Below are 26,498 nucleotides of genomic sequence, written 5' to 3' on the forward strand. Positions count from 1 at the left end.
TTTCAGTTTAACAGGTTCCGTCAATACTTCGGCGCGGGCGACATACGGAATATCACCCACGCCACCAGGGCATTTATACCTATTGCCCGAACCTGTGGCACCATCGATTCTTGTGCCGCCGAGACGGCGATTGACGATAAGGAGTTCTTGAAATGCTCATGGCCATTGGGGCAATTATTGCGGGTCTGGTTCTACTGGTGTGGAGTGCGGACAAGTTCGTGGAGGGCTCAGCCACCACGGCCAGCCATTTCGGGATGCCGCCGTTGCTGATCGGTATGGTTGTGGTGGGCTTCGGCACCTCCGCGCCGGAGATGGCGGTTTCAGCTCTGGCGGCTTCCCAGGGAAACTCCGGGCTGGCGCTGGGCAATGCCTACGGTTCAAACATCACCAACATTGCATTGATTCTCGGTATCACGGCGTTGCTGGCCCCGATTGCGGTGCATTCGCAAGTTATGCGAAAAGAGCTGCCCATTCTGATTCTGGTGACGGCCTTTGCCGGCTGGCAGCTGTGGGACGGCGAGCTCTCCCGAGTGGACGCCATTGGCCTGATCGTGGTGTTCGCGGCGCTGCTTGCCTGGAGTATCTACCAGGGCATCAAGCAGCCCGCAGATGCCATGGCCAATGATATGGCAGATGAGCTCAAGGCCCACGCCATGCCCCTGCGGAGAGCAATACTGTGGCTGGTTATCGGCCTGCTGCTTCTGATTGCCAGCTCCCGCATCCTGGTATGGGGAGCAGTGGATCTGGCGACCGCATTCGGAATCAGTGACCTGGTCATCGGGCTAACCATTGTTGCGGTTGGCACGTCCCTTCCGGAGCTGGCCTCATCCATTATCGCGGCCCGCAAGGGTGAGCATGACCTGGCCCTTGGCAATATCCTCGGTTCCAACCTGTTCAACACACTCGCGGTTGTGAGTATTGCCGGACTGATTGCGCCAATGCCGGTAGCGCCGGAAGTCCTTTCACGGGATTTCCCCATAATGGCAGCACTTACCCTGGTCCTGTTTGCCATGGGTTATGGTTTCCGTCGTCCAGGGCGGATTAACCGGTTGGAGGGTGCGGCTCTCCTGCTTGCCTTCGTGGGTTATACGGTGTATCTCTTAGGGTTTTCAGGAGCTTAAGTTATGCCACTTACTGCCTGGCTCACTTTCCTGGTTGCAGCCGTGCTGATCAGCGTTTCCCCGGGCGCCGGGGCCATCAATACCATGAGCAACGGCATGCGCTACGGTGTTCGCCGTTCACTGCCCGCCATCATGGGCCTGCAGTTGGGGTTCGGCATCCAGATTCTGTTGGTCGGTGCCGGGCTGGGCGCCATCATTGCCTCCTCGAACATCGCCCTGTCGGTGATCAAGTGGCTGGGTGTCGCCTACCTGATCTGGCTGGGAATTTCCAAATGGCGGGAGCCGGTGATGGAATCCATGGAAGATGACCGTCAGCCGGTGAGCGGACGCAAAAGGTTCTGGAACGCGACATTTGTAAACCTTACCAACCCCAAGGCAACGGTCTTTCTGGTTGCCCTGTTTCCCCAGTTCCTGGAGGCCAGCGCACCCCACGGCCCCCAACTGATCACCATGGGAACCACGCTGATACTGGTGGATTGCCTGGTGATGCTTGGCTATGCCCTGCTGGCCAGCCAGCTGTTCCGGTTTATGACCACGGCCCGGCGCCAACGGCAGATGAACCGGGTGTTCGGCGGCCTGTTCGTCACCGCCGCCGTGGCGCTGGCCAGCTTCAAGCGGGCCTAGCAGGCGAGCGCATTAGCGCAGAATGCATTCCCGGCTGAGTTTCTGACTTACGGTCCGGCGCTGACGCCTGAGGCTGTTACCCCTGTCGTTGCTGTAGCCGGCCCGTAACCTGGACTGAATCTGGTCCAGCTTGCGTCGATACTTTCCACAGGTTTTCGCCAGCTTGGCGTCGGCTCTTTCTTTGGCGCTGTTTCCGGATTTATCCGGGCGGCCGGAGGCAGACAAAAGGCCCGTCACATCCTCACGAATCCGGGAAACACGCTCTTCCTGCCTGAGATTTTCAGACATCGGCACGGTGGCAGGCGCCTGCACCTGAATCTGCTTGTGGGGAATCTCCCCGGGTGGGTAGTCAGAGAAGTGGGCCACGCCCCGGCTGTCTATCCAGGTGTAAACATCGGCCTGGACGCCAGTGGTGATTGCAAAAGAAACAACAAGACTCGCCAGTATCCTTGGCATGAGGATCCACTCCCTGTGGTTCGGTCATTTGGTGCGGCAGTATAACGAAAAGTTCGATGGTACCGGGGCCTGATGAACGGATCACCGGGCCCCGGTGTGACAGGCTTTACTGATCCAGAAGCTCAATCCAGTGCTGCACGGGCACCGTTGATTTGGTCTCCAGATGCATCTGGCACCCGATATTGGCGGTGACGATGCGGTCCGGACTATCAATGGTCAAAGCCTTGAGCTTATTGCCCAGCAGCTTCTGACTCATCTCCGGCTGGGTTACCGAGTAGGTTCCGGCAGAGCCACAGCACAGGTGTTTATCCTTTGTGGCGGCGAGGTTTACACCCGCCCGGGTCAGTACCTGTTCAACCACACCATTCTGTTTCATGGCGTGCTGCAGGGTGCAGGGGCAGTGGAACGCGACTTTGCCCGGGTTCTGGCGCACCTTGAGCTTGTCCAGGTCCTGTTTCAGCAGGAAGGCCCCAATATCTGTGCAAAGCTCGCTGACCTTCTGCGCCTTGGCCGCGTAGACCGGGTCATCTTTCAGCAGGTGGCCGTAATCCTGAACCATGGCACCGCAGCCGGAGGCGGTCATGATGATCGCTTCCGCACCGGCTTCGATGGCGGGCCACCAGGCATCAATGTTCTGGCGCATTCTTTCCAGGCCCTTCTCGTGCTCGGAAAGATGGTAGTTCACAGCACCACAACAGCCGGCTTCCGGAGCTTCTACCATGGTGATGCCCAGCCGGTCCAATACCCGAGCGGCAGACGCGTTGGTGTTGGGTGTGGCTGAAGGCTGCACACAGCCGGCCAGCGCCAGTACGATCCGGCTGTGGCTGGCCGCCGGCCAGGGACTCGCCTGCTTTCTGGGCGGTACCTTGGTGCGCAGTTTTTCAGGCAGTACCGGACGGAAGATCTGGCCGAGGCGCAGAAATATGCCGAACAACCGGCGGTTGGGAATGACCCGAGCCAGGGCCCAGCGCAGCCATTTGTCTTTCGGGTTCCGGGGCAGTTCCTTCTCCATCAGGCCACGGCTTATATCCACCAGGCGGCCATACTGCACGCCGGATGGACAAGTGGTCTCGCAGCTGCGACAGGTGAGGCAGCGGTCCAGGTGTTCACGGGTTTTTTCCGTAACTTCCGCACCTTCCAGGAACATTTTCATCAGATAGATGCGGCCACGGGGACCGTCACGTTCGTCGTTCAGCTCCTGGTAGGTGGGGCAGGTTGCGGTGCAGAAGCCACAGTGCACGCAGGCACGCAGAATCGACTCGGCTTCCTGGCCTTCCGCAGTATTGGCAAATTGTTGAACCAGATTAGTTTGCATAGTTACAACCAGCTATATAGACGTCCGGGATTGAAGATGTTGTCCGGATCAAACGCGTTCTTGATTCGGCGCTGAATACCCTTCAGGGCCTCCGGCTGGTGGTGCATCACCTCACCGGAGCGGTCGCCACCCCGAAACAGGCTTACCTGGCCGCCAGCAGAGCGCGCCATCGGCTCCAGCTCTTTCAGCTCACCGGCACCCCGGAACCAGCGTTGGGAACCGGCCCAGTCGATGAACCAGTTGCCGTCCAGTTTTGGCGTTGCGGCCGTTGAGCCAACCGAGAAACGCCATAAGGGCACATCGTTGCCGGCAAAAAAATCGTGCTGCATGTCCTGCACCTGCTGCCAGAACTCGTCACCCTGCTCCATTACGTCACCGGACCATTTCTCAGCGGTTGCTTCAACGGCGGATTTTGCACCAGCGAGTCGCAGGTATACCTTGCCGTCTACCCAGCAGGCGGCGGTAATGGGCTTGGGTTCAGCGGCGCGGCTGTTCATGTAATGAACCACCTCGTCCATACCCATTTCCTGGACCAGAGTAAGAGAAGCTGCAGGCTTGGGCATGACCTTCATGCTGATTTCGGTGATTAGCCCGAGCGTACCCAGGGCGCCGGCCTGCAGGCGAGACACATCATAGCCGGCCACGTTTTTCATGACCTGCCCCCCAAAGCGCAGATTTTCGCCCTTGCCGTTCAGCAAACGGATGCCCAGCACCTGGTCCCGAACTGATCCCGCCCACGGGCGACCCGGGCCGGAAAGGTTGCAGGCCAAGGTGCCGCCAATGGTCGAGGCGGCGCCAAATCTGGGCGGCTCAAAGTGCAGGCACTGTCCCTGTTCTGCCAGGGTCGCCTCGATTTCACTCAGGGGCGTGCCGGCACGAACCGTAAGTACCAGTTCCACCGGATGGTAATCCACGATGCCGGTGTGCTCGCCCACGTTGAGGGTTCCGGCATCAGGGTCGGCTTCCCGGCCCATGAAGGCCTTGGTTCCACCGCCGACAATATTGAGTTTGTGCCCGCTGTCCCGGGCCTGGAGCACCTGCTCCTTCAATTGTTGGGAAATATCAGCCATGGGCGGCTTCCGTAGGTTTGTGCGTGTGTTGTTTGTGCTCAAGGGAGCGGTATTCCTGGCAGAACTTCAGTGTCGGCACGCCTTTGCCCGGGTTGAGAATACCGGCGGGATCAAAAGCTGCTTTCACATCGTGGAACTGCTGCAGCTCCTCATCGTTGAACTGAACGGCCATCTGGCGGATCTTTTCCACGCCAACGCCATGTTCGCCGGTGATGCAGCCACCCACTTCGACACACATTTCCAGGATGCGTGAACCGAACGCCTCGGTGCGCTCGAACTCACCCGGAACGTTGGCATCAAACAGAATCAGCGGGTGCAGGTTACCGTCACCCGCATGGAAAACGTTGGCCACGCGCAGGCCAAACTCTTCGGACATCTTCTCCATTTCTGTCAGAACGTAGGCGATCTCACGGCGGGGAATGGTACCGTCCATGCAGTAGTAGTCCGGAGAGATCCGGCCGACCGCCGGAAAGGCAGACTTGCGGCCTTTCCACAACAGCGCTCGCTCTTCCTCGCTCTGGGAAGTACGCACCGACGTTGCCCCGAGCTTGCGGAACACTTCCTCAGCCTGGGCGATGTGCTCATGCACCTCTTCTTCGGTGCCGTCTACCTCACACAGCAGCAGGGCTTTGGCATCCCTTGGGTAGCCAGCCTGGGCAAAGTCGTCGGCCGCGACAATGGCGTGGCCATCCATCATTTCCAGGCCACCGGGAATGATCCCGTGGGAAATGATGCCACCCACGGCATCACCGCCCTTCTGCACGTCATCAAAACCGGCCATGACCACCTGGGCCACTTCCGGCTTGGGCAACAACTTAACCTTCACTTCCGTCACGACCCCGAGCAAACCTTCAGAGCCGGTCATCAGTGCCAGCAGATCCATGCCACAACTGTCCAGCCCGTCGCTGCCCACGGTGACCACGTCACCCTCAGCGGTGACCATTTCAACGCTGAGGATGTTGTGAACGGTCAGACCGTACTTGAGGCAATGCACACCGCCGGAATTCTCCGCCACGTTGCCGCCGATGGTGCAGGCGATCTGGGAGGATGGATCCGGGCCGTAATAGAGACCGTACTGCGCCGCTTCCTCACTGATCGCCAGGTTACGAACTCCGGGCTGAAGCCGTGCCGCTCGTGCCAGGGGATCAATCTCGATGATGCGATTGAACTTGGCCAGCGACAGCACCACGCCCTCCTTGTTGGGCATGGCGCCGGCACTGAGCCCGGTTCCGGCGCCACGGGCCACCACAGGCACCGCGTTCTCGTTGCAGATGCGCATCACCCGCTGCACCTGTTCCACCGTCTCTGGCAGCACCACCAGCAACGGCATCTCGCAGTACATGGACATGCCGTCGCATTCGTAGGGCTTCATGGTTTCGTCATCAGTGATGACATAGTCCGGGTCGATAAACGCCCGGAACTGTTCCGCCAGTTCGGCTTTGCTGACTTTCGGCTTGGTAGTCATAACGTTCTCTGGGTATGAATTACGTCAAGTTTGACAGTCATCAACCGCGTTTTGTTTCAAAGTGGTCAAGACCGGCCTGGGCACAATCCATGTCCTGCTGGGGGGTACCGGAACTGATACCGATACCACCCACCACTTCGCCGTCAACGATCACCGGCAAACCACCACCAACAGAGCTGATCCGGCCGCCCACTTCGGTATGAATACCGAAGGCCAGGCTACCGGGCACATTCACCTTGTTGTAGTCGTGGGTGGCTTTCTTGGCCGCCGCCGCTGTGAAGGCTTTGTCCTGGGCGATGGTCACACTGGTGATCTTGCCACCGTCCATGCGCTCGAATGCCACCAGATTGCCGGACTCATCCACGATGGCGATGCACATGGGCACACCGATTTCGCGGGCCTTGGTCGCAGCGCCTTCAATGAGAATTCGTGCTTCGGCCAGATCCAGCCGTTTGATTGTCAACATAACGCATTACTCCTTGAATTGATTAACCGTAAACCAGTCCTGGCAGCCAGGTCACGAGGCCGGGGATCAGGATACACATGAACAGACCGAGCGCCTGAATCGCCAGGAACACCAGGGACGACTTGAAAATCGTGGCCATGGATATTTCCGGCGGGCATACGCCGCGGAGGTAGAACAATGCGTAACCGAATGGCGGACTGAGGAACGACATCTGCATATTGACCAGATAGAGCACACCAAACCAGAGCACAACGTCATCCCCTGCCACCGGCGGGAAGCCCAGCAACCCCGGGAACTCCAGCGCTTTGACAATAGGAATGAAGATAGGAACTGCCAGCAGCAGAATACCCACCCAGTCGAGGAACATACCCAGCACCACCAGCAGGAACATCAGCAGGAACAGGATGCCGTAAGGCGACATGCCGGTACCCAGGATGGCATTCGTGACAAACTCCTGGCCACCCTGAAGGATGTAGAAGCCAACAAAGACCGAGGCACCGAACATGATCCACAGCACCATGGCGGATGCCTTGGTCGTGGTTACGGATGCTTCCCGCAGTCCGGCAATGGAGAACCTGCCGTGCATCATGGCCACCACGATGGCGCCAAAGGAGCCGATACCCGCCGCTTCCACGGGCGTTGCGATGCCACCGAACAGCAGACCCAGCACAAGAAACACCAGGATCAGTGGGGCAATCAGGTTTTTCGTTAGAAGGAGCTTTTCCTTCAGGGAAATCCGCTCTTCCACCGGTACGGGTGGCCCCAGCTTCGGATTAATCCAGCTGCGGATCAGCACATAGGCAATGTACATGGAAGACAGCATCAGGCCCGGTACCACGGAGCCGAGATACAACTCACCGACCGATTGCTGTGCAACAACCGCGTACAGAATGGCCAGGATTGAAGGGGGAATCAGTATGCCCAGAGTACCGCCAGCCATAATTGAGCCCAGCGCAATCTTCTGGTCGTAACCGCGTTTAAGCATCGCCGGCAGAGCGATGATGCCCATCGTGACAACCGCAGCACCGATTACACCCACCATGGCGGCAAGCAGAGTAGAGGCCAGAATGGTTGCTGTCGCCAGACCGCCGCTCAGGCCACCCATCCACTTGTAGACCACACTGAACATTTCCTCGATCAGGCCAGCGCGCTCGAGCATCGAAGCCATGAAGATAAACAGCGGTATCGCCGCCAGGTCAGAGTTGGTCATCATCGGGAAGATGCGTCCCGGCACGAGGTTCAGCATCAGTGAGTCACCCACCAGATAGATGAACATCACCCCTAAACCACCGGTCACGAAAGCCAGCGGCAGCCCCATCATCAGAGCCACGGCGAGGGAACCGAACATCAGATAGGTCAAAGGCCCGATCTTGACGTCAGAAAGGCTACCGGAGAGTTTGAACAGGAATTGCTCATCGCTCCACGGATCGTAGAAAAGAATGTTAATCATTTCGACACAGATGACAAACGCCAGTGCCACTGTGGCGATAATCATCAGCCAGGTACTCAGCTTCCCGACGAGGTTACTACCCGGCGCAGTTGTTGTATTCGTAGTCATGCGGTGCGCTCCCGGCCAAGACGGACAAACAGGACAATATCCTTGATCAGTTTGGATGTGCCTGCGAGTAAAAGAAGTATTGAACCCAGAACCATCATGCCTTTGGCCGGCCAGTGCTGGATGCCCCAGGTCTCAACCGTGGTTTCATTCATGGCGTAGGAATCCAGGAAGAAGGTCCAGGAGGTCACCAGCAGAATCAGGGCAAAAATGAAGAAGAACATGGAAGTGAAGATATCCAGGCCAATTCTTCCCCGCGGCGGCAGCAAGTTGTACATCACATCCACACGCACATGAGCACCATGAAGCATGGCAAATGCGCCGGCCAGCATGTACTGCATGCCCAGCAGCAGGAAGCTGGCTTCATGGACCCAGATGGTGGGCATGTTGAAGATGTAGCGCATAATCACGCCAAAGAAATAGAACACGACGGCATTGATTGTCCAAAAAGACACAAACAAACCGGATTTGTCGCACATCCAGTCCACTATCTTGGTAAACCAGTTCCCTTCGAACTGGAGATAGATCAGTGGATCGTCCTCTTCCGCCTGTAATTCCCCAGGTGTCAATTCCGGCTCGGCACTCTCTCCTCCGTGACCACTACTCCACTTGTCCCAGGCCATCATGATCAGCGGCATGACCGCAAGCCAGCCCCAGTAGAACCAGTGCGGCATTACGAATCCGAAACCTTCAAGATCAGACATGTTGTTACTTCCTCAGCCACAAAACGGGGAAGGCGGGACTCCTCGTACGGAGTCGTCCCTGACCTTCCCCCTGTTTCTTATTTATTAATGGAAGGTGTTACCGGCCCGGCACGCCTTCAAGATCAGACTCCGTGATATAGCCGACGGTATCGTTCATCATATACTCGACCTGCATGTCGAAGATCTCACGGGCACTCTCGTCTTTGTTAGCCCACTTGTACCAGATCGGGATGGCCTTACGGCGCCATTCATTCAGATCTTCCTGGCTCAAGCGAGTCACGGTGTCACCGGCATCCTTGAACTTCTTCATGGCCTCAACGTTGCGCTTCTGAATGGTCAGGTAGTGCTTCTGGGAATAGATGCGCACTTCATCCTCAACCAGTTGCTGGAGCTTCGGATCGAGAGCTTTCCAGGCACGCAGGTTAACGGTCAGATCCATCAGGTCCACCGGCTGGTAGATCGACATTACACCAGGAGGTCCGAACATGATGTAATCGGTCACCTGAGAAAAGCCCAGTTCCCAGTTCACCGCCGGGCCCACGTAATCCGCTGCGTCGATGGTGCCTTTTTCCAGAGCCGGGAAGATGTCAGAACCCGGCAGACTCACGGTAGCAGCACCGAACGCCTGAAACACCTCTGATACCATGCCTCCGGGAACCCGGAGCTTCAGGCCTTGAAGGTCGTCAAGACTGTTGATCGGCTTCTTGGAGTGAATGATATTTGCGTCATGCTGGATCGGACCCACGTAGAACAGGCCGAACTTCTCGTAGATTTCCCGGGTCTTTTCAAGCATTCCCAGTGAGTAGAACATGGTGTCCCACTGGTGAGGCTGATCGGGACCGCCTGGATAGGATGACAGGAAGACCGAAGCGGGAATCTTGCCGGACCAGTACAGCGTGAAAGGGTTCATGCCCTGAAGAACGCCACTGCGAACCGAGTCGAACAGTGAGTTGCTATCAGCGGCAACAGCCTTGGCAGGGAAACACTTGAAAATCAGCTCACCCCCGGACTTGTCCTCCATGCCATTACACCAGTCCTCAAACAGGTCATAACCGACCGTGCCCGCATCCCAGACCGACTGGATTTTCCAGGTTGTTGCCGCCTGAGCCTGGCCTGCGCCCATCAGCATCGCGCCGGCGAAGGCCGCTCCGACAGCAGCAGTTTTGAGGAAGCTTCTGCGAGGTGGAGTCTCGCCAGAGTCACATATTTTCCGGATGTTATTCTTCGAATTCATCGAAACGTCTCCGTTGGCTTTGTTGTTATGAGCGTCATAGCAACGCCGGCATAGACCGGCATTAAGAAGATATTCGTAGCCATTTCCCATTTAGTCCAGTTCCGTGACCACTGGTCAGACCAGTTTTTTAGGCATTATAAATGGACGAAATACTCTGAATCAGCCATATTTAACGGGCTCGGACGCGAATCCGTTGGCAGATTAACCAACAACAAATAGAACCATTCACTGGTCAGACCACAGCGCACAAACAGGCACCCAAATGGCAATCTCCCAGGAAATTTCTTACCGGCTGGAACGCCTTATCCTTGATGGCGGGCTCGCCCCTGAGCATAAAATACCCTCCGAGCGGCAACTGGCAGCGCGGCTGAGTGTTTCTCGCGCGGTCATTCGCGAAGCCCTGCACGAACTTCAGGGCCGTGGGGTTATTGAAACCCGGCACGGTAAAGGGTCGTTTGTTGCCAGCATGGTTCCCGGCGCCAACGATTTGGGCGAACAGAGCCCGCTGATGCACCTTTTCGAAGGCCATCCCCGAACGCTCTACGACTTGCTGGAAGTGCGGGAGCAACTTGAGGGTCAGGCAGCCTATCTGGCAGCACAGCGAGCCACCCGACTCGACCGGCACCGGATCGCCAAGTCGTTCCGGGCTCTTGAAGAGACCGATCCGCTCAGCAATGCCCGCGCTGACCACGGGTTTCACCTGGCCATTGTGGAGGCCTCTCACAACCCGATTCTGGTGCATGTGCTCAACAGCCTGAAAAAGATGATGCTCTTGACCGTTCAGGCATCGGTTGCCAACCTGAACCCGAGGGAGGAGATGCGGAAAAAAATTGTCCGCCAGCACCGGCAACTATACGAAGCGGTGATTTCCGGAAAAGCCGCCGCTGCCCAGAAAGCCGCCACGGCCCACGTGCGGTTCGTCAGCGAAGCCATGCGGGAGATGGAAAAGGAAGGCAGTCCGCTGATCCGCCTGCCCGTAGGCCAGGAGACCGGCGCACAGTACCCACAAGCCACCACTTGAGAATGGCAAAAAGCTTGCATTGATCACTCATTCGCCCACAATGATATGCACCGAACGGCGGTGAAAAGCGGTAAAACACCCTGCTTAAGGTATTGATTTCCGCATCCACAGTCCGTAAAACTTGCGCCTTTGAATTTCAGCTCCGGGAGTCACCCATGGCGGACCAAGCGCCTTTGATCTGCAGGGATATTCACAAGACCTTTGATCAGCTTGAAGTGCTCAAGGGCATTTCACTGGAGACCCGCAAAGGCGACGTAGTTTCCCTGATCGGCAGCTCTGGCTCCGGCAAGAGCACCTTCCTGCGTTGCATCAATCTGCTCGAAACACCCACATCCGGCGACATAATCGTGCACGGCGACCCAATACGGTTCACCACCAACCGGAAGGGCGAGCGCATCCCGGCAGATAACAAGCAGGTTGAACTGATTCGGGCAAAACTTTCCATGGTGTTTCAGAGCTTCAACCTTTGGTCTCACATGACCGTGCTCGAAAACATCATTGAGGCACCCATCCATGTGCTGAAGGTTCCCAAAAAAGAAGCCATTGAGCGCGCCGAGGCCTACCTGAATAAGGTAGGCATTTACGAACGCAAAGACTACTACCCGGCCCAGATGTCGGGCGGGCAGCAGCAGCGAGCCGCCATTGCCCGGGCCCTCGCCATGGAGCCGGAAGTAATGCTGTTTGACGAGCCCACCTCGGCCCTAGATCCGGAGCTGGTAGGTGAAGTGCTCAAGGTCATGCAAAGCCTGGCCGAGGAAGGCCGGACCATGATTGTGGTCACGCACGAGATGGCATTTGCAAGAGATGTATCTACTCAGGTCCTGTTCTTGCATCAGGGCGTGATTGAGGAGCAGGGCACGCCGGACAAGGTGTTTGACAACCCTGATTCGGAACGCATGAAGCACTTCCTGGCTCCCAACTTCTGACACTCGGTGCTATCTTGAACCGGTGCAGACAAGAAAATGTTGGATAAATCCATATCCACAAAAAATAAAGCCCACAAGGCAAACCACTGGAGAAGTGACACATGAAAAAACTGATTGTTGCAGCAAGCTGTGCCCTGGCCCTGATCGCCGGCGGTGCCAGCGCTCAGGAACGTAATCTGCGCATTGCCTTCGACGTACCCTACGAGCCATTCGAGTACAAGGACGAAAACGGCGAACTGACCGGCTTTGAAGTCGAGTTGGCCGAAGCCATGTGTGAAGAAATGAAGGCCAACTGCGAATTCGTAATCCAGGCGTGGGACGGAATGATTCCGGGCCTGCTGGCACGCAAGTTCGATTTGATCATGTCTTCCATGTCCATAACCGCAGAGCGTGCGGAACGGGTTCTGTTCTCCGAACCGTACTACAACACCCCGGGTGGCTGGTTTGCCCGTAACGATTTCAGCACCGACGTAACCGACATGGATGCCATGAAGGGCAAAACCGTGGGCGTTCAGCGCGGCACCACCATGGACACCTTCGTTACTGAGAACATGGGCGGCATCGTGACCATCAAGCGTTACACTACCGCTGATGACATGGTTCTGGACCTTGAAGGCGAGCGACTGGATGCGGTCTTTGTCGATTACCCGGTCGGCGAGCAGACCATCCTTTCCAAAGAAGGCTTCAAGGAAGTTGGCGAGCCCGTCAAGCTGGGTCAGGGCGTGGGCGTAGCCATGCGCCAGCGCGATGCGGATCTGGCTGAAGACGTCAACGCTGCCCTGTCGACGCTGAAGGAAGACGGTACCTACGACGAAATCATGAAGAAATACTTCAAGTACGACGTCAAGATGTAAAGACCTGCTCGGGGCGGTTCTTCGGAGCCGCCCCTGATCACCGGATTTTCGATTACCGGACATTCCCATGATTGATCTGAAAGGCTATGGACCGGAACTGCTGGACGGGGCGGTGGTTACCATCGAACTCGCATTTCTTTCCCTGGCCCTTGCGCTGACCCTCGGCCTTATAGGCGCGTCTGCCAAACTCTCCGGCAACCGCGTTGCCACCGCTATCGCGACCACATACACCACATTGATCCGGGGTGTCCCCGACCTTGTGATGATGATGCTGTTCTACTACGGCGGCCAGGTGGTGGTAAACATGCTCTCGGATTATATCTGGGACACTTACGAAATCGATTTTTTCTTCCAGTTCGATCCTTTCATCTCCGGCGTCATGACGATGGGACTGATTTTCGGGGCCTACATGACGGAAACCTTCCGGGGCGCCTTCCTCGCCGTGGAAGCCGGCCAGATTGAAGCCGCCCGGGCTTATGGCTTTACCCGCCTGCACACCTTCCGGCGCATCATGGTTCCTCAGATGATGCGCCATGCCCTGCCCGGTATCGGCAATAACTGGCAGGTATTGCTCAAAACCACCGCCCTGGTCTCGATTATCGGCTTGACCGACATGGTCCGGGTGGCCGAAGAGGCTGCCAAGGCCGAGCGCATGCCGTTTCACTTTTTTATTCCGGTGGCGTTCGTGTACCTGTCGCTGACCGCCATTTCCGAGCTGTTTATCAAATGGCTCGACAAGCGCGCCAACGTTGGCGTCATCCAGGGGGGATAAGAGATGCCTGAGTTTATCGCCCAATGGCTGAACCAGAACGAAATCTTCACCGCCATGACCATCATGGAATACTGGAACGGCCTGGTGAACACCGTGCAACTGGTGTTTCTGTCGCTGATAATTGGTCTGGTCTGTGCGGTGCCCCTGGCCATTCTGCGGACGGTAAGAAACCCGTTCGTCTCTGGCCCGGTGTGGCTGTACACCTATGTGTTCAGGGGCACGCCATTGCTGATTCAGCTTTACATCATCTATTACGGGCTTGCGCAGATTCCCGGCATTCAGGACACCTTCTGGTGGGAAATATTCCGGGAGCCCTTCTACCCGGCCCTGCTGGCTTTCGCCCTGAATACCGCAGCCTACACCACCGAAATTATCCGAGGCGCGATTGTCTCCACGCCCCACGGTGAGATTGAGGCGGCCAAGGCCTACGGTATGAACTGGATGATGCGTATGCGGCGCCTGGTGCTGCCGAGCGCTGCCCGACGGGCGGTTCAGGCCTACTCCAACGAAGTGATTTTCATGCTGCACTCCAGCGCGATTGCCAGTGTAGTCACCATAGTTGACCTCACCGGGGCGGCTCGGAATATCTACTCGCGGTTCTATGCCCCGTTTGACGCCTTCATCTTTGTGGCGCTGTGTTACATGGCTCTGACGTTTATCCTCGTGTTTGCTTTCCGCCAACTCGAAAACCACCTCCTCAGGCACCAGAGGCCAGTCACATCATGAGTCTTTTCGGATCTCACCCGGACTGGCTCACCCACACCCTCGCCAATGCCGGGGTGGCTCTTCCCGAAATCAAAACCCATCTCCCCGATGGCACCCGAATCAGCCGGAAGGCTGTGGGGGTGCTGGATATTGCGCCTCCAGCCAGCCGAGCCAATCCGAATTCCGAGGCAATCATTGTGTCGGCAGGAGTGCATGGCAATGAAACCGCACCGATTGAGGTGTTGAACGGACTGGTCAATGAGTTGCACGCCGGCGAGTGGAGACTGTCTTGCCCGTTGCTGCTAATTCTGGGCAATCCGCCGGCGATGGTGGCCGGGGAGCGGTTCATGGAAGTGAATCTGAACCGGCTGTTCAACGGGGCCCATGGGCGAGCCGAGTATTCGGGACTTGCAGAAGCACAGCGCGCGCAATTTCTGGAAGAGGCTTGCCGGCAGTTTGCCATGGCAAACCCGCAGGCGCTTTCCCATTACGATCTGCACACAGCGATCCGGCCTTCGCACCGGGAGCGGTTTGCGCTTTATCCGTTTGTCGAGGGGCGGAAGGTTCCGGTCAACGAGTGTGATTTCCTGCTGGAGGCGGAGGTGGAAACCCTGCTCTTGCAGCACAAAGCCGGCACCACGTTTTCGTCCTTTTCCGCATCGCTGCTGAATGCGGAGAGCTTTACGGTGGAACTGGGTAAGGTTCGGCCATTCGGCCAGAATGATCTGGGGCGTTTTTCTGGCATCCGGGACGCCTTGCGACGCAGGTTCCGGGGGCAACCCGCACCGTCACGCAAGCCGCCCTTTGACCACCTCACAGTGTTTGAGGTGGTGCATGAGATTCTCAATACCGGGAAGCATTTCCGGTTCCACATACCGGATGACGTCGCCAACTTTGCCGAATACCAACCCGGCACCGTGATCTGGGAAGACGACGAGACCAGCTACCGGGTCGGGCATTCGCCGGAGGCGATTGTGTTTCCCAACCCGGAGGTTCCTGTGGGCCACCGGGTGGGTTTGATGGTCAGGCCGGGGCGTTTTCAGGTTCCGGAACGCGGACCCTGATCAGTTGGGTGCACACCGCCGGTATCACCAGCAAAGTCAGCATCGTGGAAGCCAGCAAGCCTGAGATAATGGCCCAGGCCATGGGTGGCCACAGGGTGGAGCTGGAGAACGCCAGTGGCAGAAGGCCGGCCACGGTGGTTGCCGTCGTCAGCAGTATCGGGCGGGTGCGCTGCTCTACCGCAATACGTATGGCCTCCCGGATTTCCTTTCCTTTCTCAAGCTCCCTGTCCATCACATCCAGCAGTACGATGGCGTTGTTCACCACGATCCCCACCAGGGCAATCACACCCAGCAGGGACTGGAAGCCGAAGGGCGAGCCGGACAGTACCAGCCCCGGAAAGATACCGACGGTAGCCAGTGGCACCGTCAGCAGGATAATCCCAACCCGGCGGAACGAATTGAACTGCAGCAGCAGGAAAAACAGCAGTAGCAACATGCCAATGGGCGCGGCCGTCAGCAGGGCGCTGTTGGCCTCGCCGGAGCCTTCGGCATCGCCGCCCATCTCCATGCGAGTGCCCGGTGGCAAGGGAGTCGTTTCAAGCGCCGCGTAGAGCCCGCCGAGGGCCTGGCTGAAGCTGTAACCGGTTTCCAGGTTGGCCGTTACCGTATTCATTCGGACTCCATCCCTCAGGTAACGGACCGCCGGTTCCCAGGTGGTTTCAACGCTGGCAACTGCTGCCAGGGGCACGGCATCGCCACGGTCGTTGTAGATGTTGATGGAAAGCAGACGCGACAGGGAAAGCGAGGTGCCTTCGCGGGATCTGAGCACCAGAGGTATCGGATCGTCTTCCTGCCGGTACTGCTCGGCAACGATGCCGAAACTCTGGCCATACAAGCTGCGGGCTACGTCGGCCCGGGTCAGTCCGTAACGGGCCGCGGTGGCATCATCCACGTTGATCGCGATGCTCGGCACACCGATGTCGAGGTCATGCCGGACATCAACCGTACCTTCGACGCCCCGCAGAATGCTGAATACCTGTTCCACTGCCCGGATCCGGATGTCTTCGCTGGCATGATAGACGCGGACAACCACCGGCGCCGCCCGGGGTGGCCCCTGCCCGAGAATACCGACGGTTACATCCAGCTCGGGCATCTGTTCGTTCGCATGGGCACGGATCCAACGGATCATCTCCGTTGTGTCCTCCAGGGTGGGCGTGGTCACCACCAGCCGGGCCCGGTTGGGAGCCTGTGGTGCCCGTTGGAGGTTGTAATAGAAGGCGGGTCCGGTATACCCGACAAACCGATGCACTTCCAGGGCATCGGGCTGGGTGCGAATGGCCCTCTCAAGGCTCGCCGTTGCTTCGGCGGTGCGGGATTGATCAGTGCCCTCCGGCAAATACACTTCCACAATGACCCGGGGCCGATCAGCATTCGGAAAAAACTGCTGGGCCATAAACGGCGTCATGGCCAGGCTTACCCCCACCAGTATGGCGCCGGCAGCTATAAGACGGCCGGGATAACGGGATACCAGGCCACCCAGGAACCGGGCCAGGCCAATTAACCGGTCCTCTCCGGCATTACGTCGGGGCTTCAGGAACCTGGCCGCCAACAGGGGAACAGCGGAGATCGCCAACAGATAGCTGACCGAAAGGGTCAGCATGATCATCACCGGCACCCCCCGGGTAAAATCTGCGGCACCACCCTTGGACAGTAGCAAGGGCGCAAACGCTGCCAGCGTTGTCCCGGTGGAGGCCCCCAGAGGCCCGGCCAGTTCACTCACTGCCTTGCGCAGGGCATCAAGGCGGCGCATTCCGTCATCCAGATGACCCTGGATGTTTTCCACTATCACAATCGCGTTATCGATCAGGATGCCAAGGGAAATCACCATACCGATCACGGCAATCTGGTGCAGAACGCCGCCGCCCAGATCATAGAGCCCGACACTGATCAGCGCCACCATGGGCAGGATGGAGGCGACCAACAGGCCCATGCGCATACCCATGCCGGTGAACACCACTGCAACGATAATCAGAACCGACAGCACCAGGCTCCAGGCCAGGTCATCCAGCCGCTCTTGTACTTTGTCTGGCTGGAAGAACATTTCCCGGATGTCGTAGGGCTCGAAATCCCCGCGAATCTGCTCCATGCGTCCCCGTACCCGCTCACCGAACCGGATTGCATCGGTAGTGCCCTCTTCCATGATGATGGAAACCAGCACCACGCGCTCACCGTCATACCAGGTTTCCGGCTGCCGGGGTTCGGCCGGCCCTCGCCAGACCTGCGCTGCCGCTGCCAGCGGCACTTGGGAACCATCGGGCAACTCAATGGGCGTAGCACGGATGGCATCGATATCAGCGAATTCACTGTTGGGAAGCACCGACAGCCGGCGACCATTCACTACCACAAAGCCGCCGGGAATGGTCTGGTTTCGCATGGCCAGGGTATCCATCACCCGGGCCGGGGAAACCCCCAGCCGGAACAGGGCGGCATCATCCAGTGCCAGGGTTATCTGCTCATCGGCATCGCCCTCCAGCACAATTCGGGACACACCGGGAATATCGGACAGGTTCTGCTTCAGCCGTTCAGCGACGCCCGACAGTTCAGTGACCGAAGGCGAGCCACTCACGGCCAGGACAATAGCAGGAATATCAATCAGGCGATCATCGAGCACCATCCGGCCTACATCGTCCGGAAAGTCCTGCTTCGCCCTCTCCATGGCCTGGCGCACACGGTCCCAGGCGGGTTCCGTGTCGTAAATCGCGTCGTTCAATCGCAGCCGAACAATGGCGACACCAGTGCGAGCCGTTGCCTGGGAGAAATCCACTTCCTCCACCTGTCGGAGTTCATCCACCAGGGGCTGCAATACAAGCCGCTCCACGGCATCGGCACTGGCGCCCGGATAGTTAATGCTGATCAGCCCCGCCCGGTAGGGAAATGACGGGTCTTCCTGGCGTGGCATGGTGCTGTAGGCAGCGATGCCCAGAAGGCAGAGCATGGTGACGACCATTCCGAGAAGTCGCTGACAGTTCAGGAGCCGGCGAGTCATCAGCGCACCTCCACGGCATCACCGTCCGCCAGGCGGGTCATGCCGGCATACACCACCTGATCACCGGGAGCCAGGTCGCCGGATTTGACCACGACCCGTTCGCCCACCACACGAGCCACTTCGACCGGAACCCTGCGGGCAATTGTCTCACGGACCCGAAACACGCTTGTACCATCGCCATTCCGAATTACTGAGAGCAGGGGAACGCTGAGAGCCGATTCGCGTACCGGCGTAATACCCACCTCTACCGGCTCCCCCGGTTCGAGGGTATTGATCGGCAGACTGACCAGCACCGGGTGCAACTCACCGCGAATGGCGCCGGCCTGAGCAATCTCCACCACGGAACCGGTTTGCGGAGGCAGGCTGCGGTCCTGCACCGACCAGACCGGCAGGGTCTGCCCCAGTTGTACGTGGTCCAGCAGATAAGCCGGCATTCGCACTTCCACTTCCCGGCCCTCCGGCGAAGACAGGCGAATCACCGGCTGGCCTGACGCCACAAATTCGTCCTGTTCCACCAGCAGGGCTTCCACACGCCCGGAGAAGGGCGCCAGCAACGTACTTTCTTCCAACATTTGCGTGGCCTGGGCCAGGGAGGCCCGGGCGGTGGCGACACTGGCGCTCAGGGCATCGCGCCGGGCGGCAATCTGCTCCAGGGTCTGTTCGGAAACCACACCACGCTCGTGCAGCTGGCTGGAGCGGTCCCACTCACGCTTGGCCTGTTCGTACCCGGTAGTCAGCTCCTCCAGTCGGGCTCTGGCAGAATCCCGCGCCGGCTCCAGGCCAGGATTGTAAACCCGGGCCAGAACTTCACCAGCCTGCACCTTCTGGCCCAATTCCACCGCCCTCACCTTCAGGGTGCCGCTGACCTGAAAGGTCAGGGTTGCCCTCTGGGTGGCGCGGACAATGCCCGAAAACCGAAGCGGCATATCCCGGCTGTCGCCACCGGTAACCCCAGACACTCGTACGGACACGGCTCGCTGCTCAGGCTCCGATGACACCCCACTGGCTTTGCAGCCGGACAGGATCAGTATAAAAAGCGAGAGGGCTGCTATTGCAACGGGAATACGAAGTGGCGTCATGATTCATCCTTTCATCCATGCTCATGTTGTTGGCGGGGCCCGGTCCATGGGAGACCCGATGATTGTTTTAGACATAATGTCATTCTTTGACATTATGTCAATAATCGGGTTTGATCGAGATTCAGGTATCATGTGTTGGCTGTTGCCAACTAACCGGATGATTGCATGAGCGAACCGCTGAAAACCCGCCGGGAGCGGGAAAAACAGGCCCGTTACGACACCATCCTGGATGCCGCCGAACGGGTGTTTTCAGAAAAGGGCTACGACCGCACCTCCATGGATGACATTGCCCGCACAGCCAGTCTCAGCCGTGCGCTGCTGTATGTGTACTTCAAGGACAAGGCGGCAATACAGCGGGGCATCATGCTCAGGGCCGGCCACAGCCTGTTCCGGCGCTTTGAGGAGGCGCGGCTAACCGCAGACACCGGCCTCGCCCAGATCCGGGCGATGGGAGAATCCTACTACCGCTTCTATCTGGATGAGCCGGATTACTTCTCCGCGCTCACCAAGGCATCCACGGCCATGGCCGAGGCCGACGAAAACCAGGCCACGGAAATGCTGTGCTCCAAGTCGGATCTGATGGCGCTGATGGTGGGGGCGATTGAACAGGGGCTTCGGGACGGCACTATGAACCGGGAGCGGATTGCCGACCCGGTACAAACCGCTCTGTATCTTCGAGGCGCACTCCATGGGGTGATTCTGTTGTGCCAGTCAGAGATGGGCGAAGGCAACGCGGAGTTTCCGGCCGAGCAGCTGATCCGTCACACCATGGACATGCTGACTTCATCGATTTCAGCCTAGGGCTCCCGGCGGGACACCAGCACTAAAGCTGGAAATCGTAAATTGAGCCCAGCCCCAGAATACCGGTGAGTTCGTCCAGGGCTTTGCGGACTTCCTCCAGCAGCATGGGGTCTGCCAGATCATCCTGGCTCAGCTCATCCCGATAATGGGCTTCCACCCAAGTAGTCAGACGCTCGTAGAGTGCATCGGTGAGAATCACGCCGCGATGCATGGCCTTGAGCTCGTCATCATTAAGAACCACCCGCAACCTCAAACAGGCGGGCCCACCGCCGTTGCGCATGGACTGCTTGACGTCGAACACTTCCACCGACGTGATCGGCCCCCCGGATTTCATCAGGTCATCCAGATACCGGCTTACCGAAGCCACTTCCCGGCACTCACCGGGCACCGCGAGCAACATACCGTCTGGCGTGTTCAGTAACTGGCTGTTGAACAGGTAAGAGGCCACCGCATCTGCAACGGGTACCTCGGCACTACTGACCCGCACGGCCTCAAGCTCTGTGCTACTCAGACGCTCACGAATATCCGCCAGCACACGGTCTTCGTTCAGGAACGCCATTTCGTGATAGAACAAGGTGTTGCCGTTGCCCACCGCGATGACATCGTTATGGAACACGCCAGCATCGATCGCTTCCGGGTTTTGCTGGGCAAACACCACATGCTGATCCTTCAGGCCATGCAGTCGTGCAATCGCCTCCGAGGCCTCCAGGGTTTGTCGGGCGGGGTATTTCTTCGGGGCCGGCGCCTGCTCGTTAAAGGCAACCTGACCATAGACGAAGAGCTCCACCCCGGGGTCTCCATAACCAGCACATAGCCGGGTGTGATTGGCCGCGCCCTCGTCGCCAAAATGACTGACTGAGGGCAGTGCAGCATGATGGGAAAAATAGCTCTCATCGGCAAAGATCGCTTTCAGAGAACGCCCGGTGACCGTGTGCTCAATGGAGCGGTGAAACTTGGCACTCAGGTTCGCCGGGGTGAAATGTACCCGATGATCTGCGGTATCCGCACTCGGCGACACCGTGGCAGCATTAGCCGTCCACATGGACGAGGCTGAGGATACCGCCGCAAGAATCGACGGGCTGGCTTTCGCCACCTGCTCCAACACCCTGGCATCTCGGCCCTCGAAGCCCAGAGCCCGAAGTGTCGGAATGTGCGGTCGCTCATGAGGCGGCAGAATTCCCTGCACATAGCCCCTGTCCGCAAGCCGCTTCATCTTCGCCAGCCCCTGCAACGCCGCTTCTTTCGGGTTGGACGCCGAGCGCACGTTGGACTTGGACGCCACGTTACCCCAGGAAAGCCCGGCATAATTGTGGGTGGGGCCAACCAGGCCATCGAAGTTTGCTTCTACCGCGTGTTTAGCCATGGCAGTCGGTTCCGTTAATCGAAGTTCAGGCCGGGGGCTAGGGTATCTGGCAGCTCGCTCTTGCTGGCTTCCAGTGACGCCATGGGCCAGGCGCAGTAATCGGCAGCGTAATAAGCGCTGGGGCGATGGTTGCCGCTGGCACCAACACCACCGAAAGGCGCCGCACTACTGGCGCCCGTGAGCGGCCGGTTCCAGTTCACAATACCGGCCCGCACCTCTTCCGCCAGTCGGTCATAGAGCTTCCGGTCGTCAGTCAGAATACCGGCCGAGAGCCCGTACCGGGTATCGTTGGCCAGCTCCAGGGCATCATCAAAGCTCTTGTAGCGGTGGACCGTGAGCAGTGGCCCGAAAAATTCTTCATCGGTCAGTTCAAGCCCTGTTACATCAATAATACCTGGCGACAGCAGGCCGGTATCCGGTTTGAGGGATTTCATCTCCAGCAGCGATTCACCACCCTTCTCCACCATGCTGGCCTGAGCCGCCAGGAGTTTGTCCGCCGCTTCCGCCGAAATTACCGAGCCCATGAACGGCTGGGGATCAGCATCAAACTCACCCACCTTGATACGGGAGGCGACCTCCACCAGCCGATCCAGGAACGCATCCCCCTTTTTGCCCTTGGGAACCAGCAGCCGCCGGGAGCACGTGCAGCGCTGGCCCGCCGATAGAAACGCCGACTGCAAGGCATGATGAACAGCACCGTCCACGTCATGCACATCCTGGACAATCAGCGGATTGTTGCCGCCCATTTCCAGGGCCAGGATTTTCTCCGGCTGGCCGCCGAACTGCTTGTGCAGCAGGTGACCGACGGTTGAACTGCCGGTAAAGAACAGACCATCGACCATCGGATGGCTGGCCAGCGACTTCCCGGTAGCTGCGGCGCCCTGCACCAGGTTAATCACACCGTCTGGTATGCCTGCCTTCTCCCAGAGCTTCACGACCAATTCCGCGACCCCGGGGGTCAGCTCACTGGGCTTGAACACCACGGTATTACCCGCCAGCACTGCCGGCACAATATGCCCGTTGGGCAAATGCCCCGGGAAATTGTAGGGGCCGAATACCGCCACTACACCATGGGGACGGTGCCGCAGCACCGCGTGGCCGCCGGCAACGTCCGATTCGGAGTGGCCAGTGCGGTCGTTATAGGCTTTCACCGAAATACCGATCTTGCCAACCATGGCGGCCACTTCCGTGCGGGATTCCCAAAGGGGCTTGCCAGTTTCCAGGCCGATCTGGTGGGCCAGGTCCTCCTTGTGAGCCTCGAGCAATTCGCCGAACGCTTCGACAACAGCCTGGCGCTCCGCAAAACTTTTCCGCTGCCACTTCACGAAGGCATTGCGTGCCTCACGAACCGCCGCATCGACGTCTTCCAGGTTTGCGCTCTCACCATCCCAGACCGTCTCGCCGGTAACCGGCTGGACAGATTCGAAGGGACCACCGTGACCCTGGATCCATAGCCCGTCAATAAACAATTCGCCTGTCAGCTTTGCCATTTCGATGCACCTCCAGATACTGAACTTCTGAACATATGTTTGGTCTGCACGCCCGAATCTTTCAAGGGGGCGAGACGAACCGGATCACCGGACTCGACCTGCAGGGCGTCAGCAACTTCCGGTGGCAAACTGACCGTATCCGGTCCTATACAATCCATAGGCAAGGTCGTCACCCGAAAATCCCAGAAGGACCGATTCGACACCATGACACGCTCATCGGTCGGAACGTCCAGATTTACTGGCCTACGGACAACCATGGCATGCCGGTTGATACTTTCTCTGATGGTGCGGATATTATTGACAAAGGCTTCGACCACCGGACCGCCATCAAAGATATCCACCAGGCCGTTGAAATTGAACCCCTCCGCCTGAAGCATCCTGAGTGCGGGTGCCGTGTTGCCATGCACTCGACTGATCACCGCCCGGGCCGAATCCGGCAGCATGGGCAGATAGATCGGGTATTTGGGCATCAGCTCGGCGATAAACGACTTGTTGCCAAGCCCCGAAAGCATGTCCGCCTCACTGAATTCCATGTCGAAAAACTTGGCACCAAGGGCATCCCATAACGGGCTGCGCCCCTGGGCATCGGAAACCCCGCGCATTTCCGCAAAGACCTTTTCCGAAAAGTGCTTGTGAAAGTCGTCCAGATACATGAACCGGCAACGGGACAGAAGCAGACCATTACCCCCACCCTTGTACTCGTCAGAAAGCAGCAGCGAGCAGATTTCGCTGGTATCGGTCATGTCGTTAGACAGATGCAGCGTCGGGGTGCGCACGTGCACTCCGAGCTCCTTCGAGGCGTTTACTGCAACACTCAGCCGGTAGTTGTAGAACACCTCATCCAGACCAACACGAGCCTGGATACCACTGATTCCGACGGTCTTCTTGCGTTGAGTATCCTCCAGGGCAAAAAGATAAAGGCCGGCCTCCGGAGCACAGCGCTGATTGAAGGTTTCCCGGGCGTGGCTGATCTTTTTCTCCAGAAGCTCACGGTCCGCTGGCAGTGTGGTAAGGCCCTTACCGGCGTTTTGAGCCATGGTGTAAAGATCGTCCAGATCGTTTTCCTGCAGTGGGCGAATTACCAGCATGGTGTCGCCTCTCTGTTTCCCCAATATAATTGAAGAGTTATCCAAATCACTGTCATAACGGCGCAATCCTTACCCGGTCACCCGCGGTCTTGTTCAGCACCTTCCAGGTAGTTACCGGCACCTTGAGCTTGTCTTCCAGAGTTTCCGAAACCGGTGCCAGGGTACAGCGGAACTGGTCCCGCTCCCCGGCCGCAATCAGGCAGGTTTCGCCAAAGTCATGGTTGGCAGCATGCAGGGATTTCGGGGCACTGGTCACCAGCGTTCTCAGACTGTCGGTGCGCGCCTCCAGTACCGGCCCCGCATCAAAAATATCGAGGTAGCAGCCTGGCTGGAACCCCTCACGTTGGAGCAATTCGAAATTGGCCACTGTCATGGGGTGCGGCTGCCCCAGCGCTTTCTGGGCAGCCTCGCTCAGCAGGGTGACGTAGATCGGATTGGGCGGCATCAGCTCTGCAATGAAGGTTTTACTCAGCTGGCCGGAATACTGATCCGCCGTTTCAAAATCCATATCAAAGAAATGCCGGCCCAGGCTATCCCAGAACGGTACGCTGCCGCTGTCCAGTTGAACACCCTGGATTTCTACCGTCACACGCTGGGTAAACCATTCCCGGTGATCGGCAATGAATAGAATCCGTGCCCTCGACAGCAGCTCGAACGCATCGCTGCCCCGGAGTTCTGGCCGGATCGAGAACGAACACAGCAAAGTGTTATCTGTGAGTGAATGAGAGGGGTACAAAACCTCTACCCGCCTTGATACGCCCAGCTCATGGGACGCGTGGATCAGGGCATCGCGCCGATAACTATAGAAAGGCTGACCATTGCCGGCACGGGCATCGATACCGGCGGTGCCGACAATCTCTCCCGTTTCGGTGTTTTCCAGCACAAACAGGAACCTCGGTGGGTCATCCTCTGTGCTGATTTTGCCGGCGAAGGACGCCAGTGACTGCTCAATTTTGTAAGCTAGAGCATCGCCTTGTTTGGGCAGGGTGGAGGAAAGGCGGGCACCCTGGGTACCCGCGATGGCAAGAATCTGGTCCAGATCATCCGGCTGAGCCGGACGTACCAGCCACATAGGAACTCCTTAGGCCGTCAGTTTTTTAACCGCCGCTTCAAAACGTTCGAGGGCTTCGTCGATATCCGGCTCGGGAATGATCAGGGACGGCGCCAGGCGAATCACGTTAGCGCCGGCGATCAGAACCATCACGCCCTCATCAAGGCCGGCATTGAGGAAATCCTTGGCCTTGCCCTGCCACTGCTCGGTGAGCACACAGCCGAGCAACAAGCCAGCCCCACGAACCTCACTGAACACGCCATAGCGCTCACCAATGTCCATCATGCCCTTGCGGAGCTTTTCGGAGCGCGATTTCACCCCCTTGAGAATCTCCGGCTGGCTGACGGTGTCCACCACCTTTTGGCCAACGGCACAAGCCAAAGCATTACCACCATAGGTGCTGCCGTGGGTTCCGACGCCGAGGCTGGAGGCCACCTTTGCGGTTGTCAGCATGGCCGCTATCGGGAAACCACCGCCCAGGCCCTTGGCACTGGAGAGAATATCCGGCACCACGTTGTACATCTGGTAGGCGTACAGGTGGCCGGTTCTTCCAACACCGGACTGCACCTCGTCGAACACCAGCAGGGCGTCGTTGTCGTCACACAGCTGGCGCAACCCCTCGAGGAAGGCCTGATCGCCCGGCATAACACCGCCTTCACCCTGAATGGGCTCTACCACCACGGCGCAGGTCTTTGCTTTGGAAATCAGCTTTTTTACCGACTCCAGATTATTGAATTCGGCGTGGTGAATACCACCTGGAGCCGGCTCAAAACCTTCCAGATATTTGGGCTGGCCACCGACACTGACGGTGAACAGAGTGCGCCCGTGGAAGGAATTCCTGAACGAGATTATTTCGTTTTTTTCCGGGCCGAAGTGCTCCCAGGCGTAACGGCGGGCCAGTTTGAAGGCGGCCTCGTTCGCCTCGCCGCCGGAGTTGGCAAAGAACACCCGCTCGGCAAAGGTAAGATCACACAGGGTTTTCGCCAAACGCAAAGCCGGCTCATTGGTCATCACGTTGGACAGATGCCAGATTTTCCCTGCCTGATCCTGCAACGCCCCGATCAGTCCAGGATGAGAGTGCCCAAGGCAGGTCACCGCAATGCCACCCTGGAGATCGATAAACTCGCGGCCTTCCTGATCCCAGATCCGAGAGCCCTCACCTCGCACCGGGATGATGGAACCGGGGGCGTAGTTAGGCACCATGACTTGATCGAACAGTTCGCGGCTGACGGGTTCTTTATTCATAGTTCTCTCTCGGGAAAGCGGCTAAACGTTTAAAAATAGTAGA

24 protein-coding genes are annotated in these 26,498 nt (G+C 58.2%); 9 read left to right on the forward strand and 15 right to left on the reverse strand.

The features are described from left to right. Positions 1-152: 152 nt before the first annotated feature. Together ACN0XM_RS14490 and rhtB are read left to right on the forward strand one after the other, a co-directional pair. Positions 153-1,121 carry a calcium/sodium antiporter gene (locus tag ACN0XM_RS14490; protein WP_417567650.1) on the forward strand — a complete coding sequence of 323 codons (969 nt, stop codon included), beginning with the start codon at positions 153-155 and terminating at the stop codon, positions 1,119-1,121. A 3-nt stretch (positions 1,122-1,124) separates the two neighbouring features. Continuing rightward, the gene (gene rhtB, locus ACN0XM_RS14495; RefSeq protein ID WP_417567651.1) at positions 1,125-1,745 is read left to right on the forward strand and encodes a homoserine/homoserine lactone efflux protein; all 621 of its coding nucleotides are present in this window, start codon (positions 1,125-1,127) and stop codon (positions 1,743-1,745) included. 12 nt (positions 1,746-1,757) lie between these two features. On the opposite strand, the gene ACN0XM_RS14500 is transcribed toward rhtB, so the two are convergent. The 8 genes from ACN0XM_RS14500 to dctP form a co-directional block, all read right to left on the reverse strand. Continuing rightward, positions 1,758-2,201, reverse strand: a complete 444-nt coding sequence (locus tag ACN0XM_RS14500) for a DUF4124 domain-containing protein (RefSeq protein ID WP_417567652.1) — start codon at positions 2,199-2,201, stop codon at positions 1,758-1,760. Between the two features lie 106 nt (positions 2,202-2,307). After that, entirely contained in the window at positions 2,308-3,516 is a 1,209-nt protein-coding gene (glcF, locus tag ACN0XM_RS14505; protein WP_417567653.1) for a glycolate oxidase subunit GlcF, read from the reverse strand. Between the two features lie 2 nt (positions 3,517-3,518). Continuing rightward, positions 3,519-4,586, reverse strand: a complete 1,068-nt coding sequence (gene glcE / locus ACN0XM_RS14510; RefSeq protein WP_417567654.1) for a glycolate oxidase subunit GlcE — start codon at positions 4,584-4,586, stop codon at positions 3,519-3,521. Then, positions 4,579-6,051: an FAD-linked oxidase C-terminal domain-containing protein gene (locus ACN0XM_RS14515; protein ID WP_417567655.1), complete on the reverse strand. Its 1,473-nt coding sequence runs from the start codon at positions 6,049-6,051 to the stop codon at positions 4,579-4,581. Before ACN0XM_RS14515 ends, glcE begins: the two co-directional genes overlap by 8 nt. A gap of 40 nt (positions 6,052-6,091) precedes the next feature. Next, positions 6,092-6,517: a GlcG/HbpS family heme-binding protein gene (locus tag ACN0XM_RS14520; protein WP_417567656.1), complete on the reverse strand. Its 426-nt coding sequence runs from the start codon at positions 6,515-6,517 to the stop codon at positions 6,092-6,094. A 22-nt stretch (positions 6,518-6,539) separates the two neighbouring features. Beyond that, positions 6,540-8,075, reverse strand: coding sequence for a TRAP transporter large permease (locus ACN0XM_RS14525; RefSeq protein ID WP_417567657.1), 1,536 nt, complete (start codon positions 8,073-8,075; stop codon positions 6,540-6,542). Continuing rightward, positions 8,072-8,776 (reverse strand): TRAP transporter small permease subunit, encoded by a 705-nt coding sequence (locus tag ACN0XM_RS14530; protein WP_417567658.1) that lies wholly within the window; start codon positions 8,774-8,776, stop codon positions 8,072-8,074. The genes ACN0XM_RS14525 and ACN0XM_RS14530 overlap by 4 nt, the downstream gene beginning before the upstream one ends. Positions 8,777-8,873: 97 nt before the next feature. Beyond that, on the reverse strand, positions 8,874-9,899 hold the full coding sequence (dctP, locus tag ACN0XM_RS14535) for a TRAP transporter substrate-binding protein DctP (RefSeq protein WP_417567730.1): 1,026 nt from the start codon (positions 9,897-9,899) through the stop codon (positions 8,874-8,876). 373 nt (positions 9,900-10,272) lie between these two features. On the opposite strand from dctP, the gene ACN0XM_RS14540 reads away from it, so the two are divergent. The 6 genes from ACN0XM_RS14540 to astE all read left to right on the forward strand — a co-directional run bounded on the left by ACN0XM_RS14540 (position 10,273) and on the right by astE (position 15,352). Then, the gene (locus tag ACN0XM_RS14540; protein ID WP_417567659.1) at positions 10,273-11,031 is read left to right on the forward strand and encodes an FCD domain-containing protein; all 759 of its coding nucleotides are present in this window, start codon (positions 10,273-10,275) and stop codon (positions 11,029-11,031) included. A gap of 155 nt (positions 11,032-11,186) precedes the next feature. Continuing rightward, entirely contained in the window at positions 11,187-11,957 is a 771-nt protein-coding gene (locus ACN0XM_RS14545) for an ABC transporter ATP-binding protein (protein ID WP_099617503.1), read from the forward strand. 101 nt (positions 11,958-12,058) lie between these two features. Beyond that, positions 12,059-12,811, forward strand: coding sequence for a transporter substrate-binding domain-containing protein (locus tag ACN0XM_RS14550; protein WP_417567660.1), 753 nt, complete (start codon positions 12,059-12,061; stop codon positions 12,809-12,811). A gap of 67 nt (positions 12,812-12,878) precedes the next feature. Beyond that, on the forward strand, positions 12,879-13,583 hold the full coding sequence (locus ACN0XM_RS14555) for an ABC transporter permease (protein ID WP_417567661.1): 705 nt from the start codon (positions 12,879-12,881) through the stop codon (positions 13,581-13,583). Positions 13,584-13,586: 3 nt separating this feature from the next. Beyond that, complete coding sequence (locus ACN0XM_RS14560) at positions 13,587-14,309, forward strand: ABC transporter permease (RefSeq protein ID WP_417567662.1); 723 nt, start codon at positions 13,587-13,589, stop codon at positions 14,307-14,309. Continuing rightward, positions 14,306-15,352, forward strand: coding sequence for a succinylglutamate desuccinylase (gene astE, locus ACN0XM_RS14565; RefSeq protein ID WP_417567663.1), 1,047 nt, complete (start codon positions 14,306-14,308; stop codon positions 15,350-15,352). Before ACN0XM_RS14560 ends, astE begins: the two co-directional genes overlap by 4 nt. On the opposite strand, the gene ACN0XM_RS14570 is transcribed toward astE, so the two are convergent. Continuing rightward, positions 15,312-18,338, reverse strand: coding sequence for an efflux RND transporter permease subunit (locus ACN0XM_RS14570; protein ID WP_417567664.1), 3,027 nt, complete (start codon positions 18,336-18,338; stop codon positions 15,312-15,314). The genes astE and ACN0XM_RS14570 overlap by 41 nt on opposite strands. Beyond that, on the reverse strand, positions 18,338-19,417 hold the full coding sequence (locus ACN0XM_RS14575; RefSeq protein WP_417567665.1) for an efflux RND transporter periplasmic adaptor subunit: 1,080 nt from the start codon (positions 19,415-19,417) through the stop codon (positions 18,338-18,340). Before ACN0XM_RS14575 ends, ACN0XM_RS14570 begins: the two co-directional genes overlap by 1 nt. A gap of 165 nt (positions 19,418-19,582) precedes the next feature. Between ACN0XM_RS14575 and ACN0XM_RS14580 the strand changes: the two genes are divergently transcribed. Then, positions 19,583-20,218, forward strand: coding sequence for a TetR/AcrR family transcriptional regulator (locus tag ACN0XM_RS14580; RefSeq protein ID WP_417567666.1), 636 nt, complete (start codon positions 19,583-19,585; stop codon positions 20,216-20,218). A 22-nt stretch (positions 20,219-20,240) separates the two neighbouring features. Here ACN0XM_RS14580 and astB read toward each other — a convergent pair whose 3' ends face one another. From astB to ACN0XM_RS14605, 5 genes are read right to left on the reverse strand one after another with little or no spacing between them, the layout of a single operon-like run. Continuing rightward, positions 20,241-21,581 carry an N-succinylarginine dihydrolase gene (gene astB, locus ACN0XM_RS14585; protein WP_417567667.1) on the reverse strand — a complete coding sequence of 447 codons (1,341 nt, stop codon included), beginning with the start codon at positions 21,579-21,581 and terminating at the stop codon, positions 20,241-20,243. 14 nt (positions 21,582-21,595) lie between these two features. Then, positions 21,596-23,071, reverse strand: coding sequence for a succinylglutamate-semialdehyde dehydrogenase (astD, locus tag ACN0XM_RS14590; protein ID WP_417567668.1), 1,476 nt, complete (start codon positions 23,069-23,071; stop codon positions 21,596-21,598). Further along, positions 23,059-24,159, reverse strand: a complete 1,101-nt coding sequence (gene astA / locus ACN0XM_RS14595) for an arginine N-succinyltransferase (RefSeq protein ID WP_417567669.1) — start codon at positions 24,157-24,159, stop codon at positions 23,059-23,061. Before astA ends, astD begins: the two co-directional genes overlap by 13 nt. 52 nt (positions 24,160-24,211) lie before the next feature. Next, a complete protein-coding gene (locus ACN0XM_RS14600) occupies positions 24,212-25,231 on the reverse strand; it encodes an arginine N-succinyltransferase (protein WP_417567670.1) in 1,020 nt (339 codons plus the stop codon). Between the two features lie 9 nt (positions 25,232-25,240). After that, positions 25,241-26,455 (reverse strand): aspartate aminotransferase family protein, encoded by a 1,215-nt coding sequence (locus ACN0XM_RS14605; RefSeq protein WP_417567671.1) that lies wholly within the window; start codon positions 26,453-26,455, stop codon positions 25,241-25,243. Positions 26,456-26,498 lie beyond the last annotated feature (43 nt).

It is taken from the genome of Marinobacter sp. (assembly GCF_048269445.1).
In the GTDB taxonomy this organism is placed as follows: Bacteria; Pseudomonadota; Gammaproteobacteria; order Pseudomonadales; family Oleiphilaceae; genus Marinobacter.

Coding starts and splice junctions, on each gene's coding strand:
- glcE (WP_417567654.1), bottom strand. CDS start 4,586: ATGGCTGATATTTCCCAACAATTGAAGGAGCAGGTGCTCCAGGCCCGG.
- rhtB (WP_417567651.1), top strand. CDS start 1,125: ATGCCACTTACTGCCTGGCTCACTTTCCTGGTTGCAGCCGTGCTGATC.
- ACN0XM_RS14500 (WP_417567652.1), bottom strand. CDS start 2,201: ATGCCAAGGATACTGGCGAGTCTTGTTGTTTCTTTTGCAATCACCACT.
- ACN0XM_RS14550 (WP_417567660.1), top strand. CDS start 12,059: ATGAAAAAACTGATTGTTGCAGCAAGCTGTGCCCTGGCCCTGATCGCC.
- dctP (WP_417567730.1), bottom strand. CDS start 9,899: ATGGGCGCAGGCCAGGCTCAGGCGGCAACAACCTGGAAAATCCAGTCG.
- ACN0XM_RS14555 (WP_417567661.1), top strand. CDS start 12,879: ATGATTGATCTGAAAGGCTATGGACCGGAACTGCTGGACGGGGCGGTG.
- ACN0XM_RS14515 (WP_417567655.1), bottom strand. CDS start 6,051: ATGACTACCAAGCCGAAAGTCAGCAAAGCCGAACTGGCGGAACAGTTC.
- astE (WP_417567663.1), top strand. CDS start 14,306: ATGAGTCTTTTCGGATCTCACCCGGACTGGCTCACCCACACCCTCGCC.
- ACN0XM_RS14530 (WP_417567658.1), bottom strand. CDS start 8,776: ATGTCTGATCTTGAAGGTTTCGGATTCGTAATGCCGCACTGGTTCTAC.
- ACN0XM_RS14605 (WP_417567671.1), bottom strand. CDS start 26,455: ATGAATAAAGAACCCGTCAGCCGCGAACTGTTCGATCAAGTCATGGTG.
- astA (WP_417567669.1), bottom strand. CDS start 24,159: ATGCTGGTAATTCGCCCACTGCAGGAAAACGATCTGGACGATCTTTAC.
- ACN0XM_RS14545 (WP_099617503.1), top strand. CDS start 11,187: ATGGCGGACCAAGCGCCTTTGATCTGCAGGGATATTCACAAGACCTTT.
- glcF (WP_417567653.1), bottom strand. CDS start 3,516: ATGCAAACTAATCTGGTTCAACAATTTGCCAATACTGCGGAAGGCCAG.
- astB (WP_417567667.1), bottom strand. CDS start 21,581: ATGGCTAAACACGCGGTAGAAGCAAACTTCGATGGCCTGGTTGGCCCC.
- astD (WP_417567668.1), bottom strand. CDS start 23,071: ATGGCAAAGCTGACAGGCGAATTGTTTATTGACGGGCTATGGATCCAG.
- ACN0XM_RS14570 (WP_417567664.1), bottom strand. CDS start 18,338: ATGACTCGCCGGCTCCTGAACTGTCAGCGACTTCTCGGAATGGTCGTC.
- ACN0XM_RS14520 (WP_417567656.1), bottom strand. CDS start 6,517: ATGTTGACAATCAAACGGCTGGATCTGGCCGAAGCACGAATTCTCATT.
- ACN0XM_RS14490 (WP_417567650.1), top strand. CDS start 153: ATGCTCATGGCCATTGGGGCAATTATTGCGGGTCTGGTTCTACTGGTG.
- ACN0XM_RS14600 (WP_417567670.1), bottom strand. CDS start 25,231: ATGTGGCTGGTACGTCCGGCTCAGCCGGATGATCTGGACCAGATTCTT.
- ACN0XM_RS14540 (WP_417567659.1), top strand. CDS start 10,273: ATGGCAATCTCCCAGGAAATTTCTTACCGGCTGGAACGCCTTATCCTT.
- ACN0XM_RS14575 (WP_417567665.1), bottom strand. CDS start 19,417: ATGACGCCACTTCGTATTCCCGTTGCAATAGCAGCCCTCTCGCTTTTT.
- ACN0XM_RS14525 (WP_417567657.1), bottom strand. CDS start 8,075: ATGACTACGAATACAACAACTGCGCCGGGTAGTAACCTCGTCGGGAAG.
- ACN0XM_RS14580 (WP_417567666.1), top strand. CDS start 19,583: ATGAGCGAACCGCTGAAAACCCGCCGGGAGCGGGAAAAACAGGCCCGT.
- ACN0XM_RS14560 (WP_417567662.1), top strand. CDS start 13,587: ATGCCTGAGTTTATCGCCCAATGGCTGAACCAGAACGAAATCTTCACC.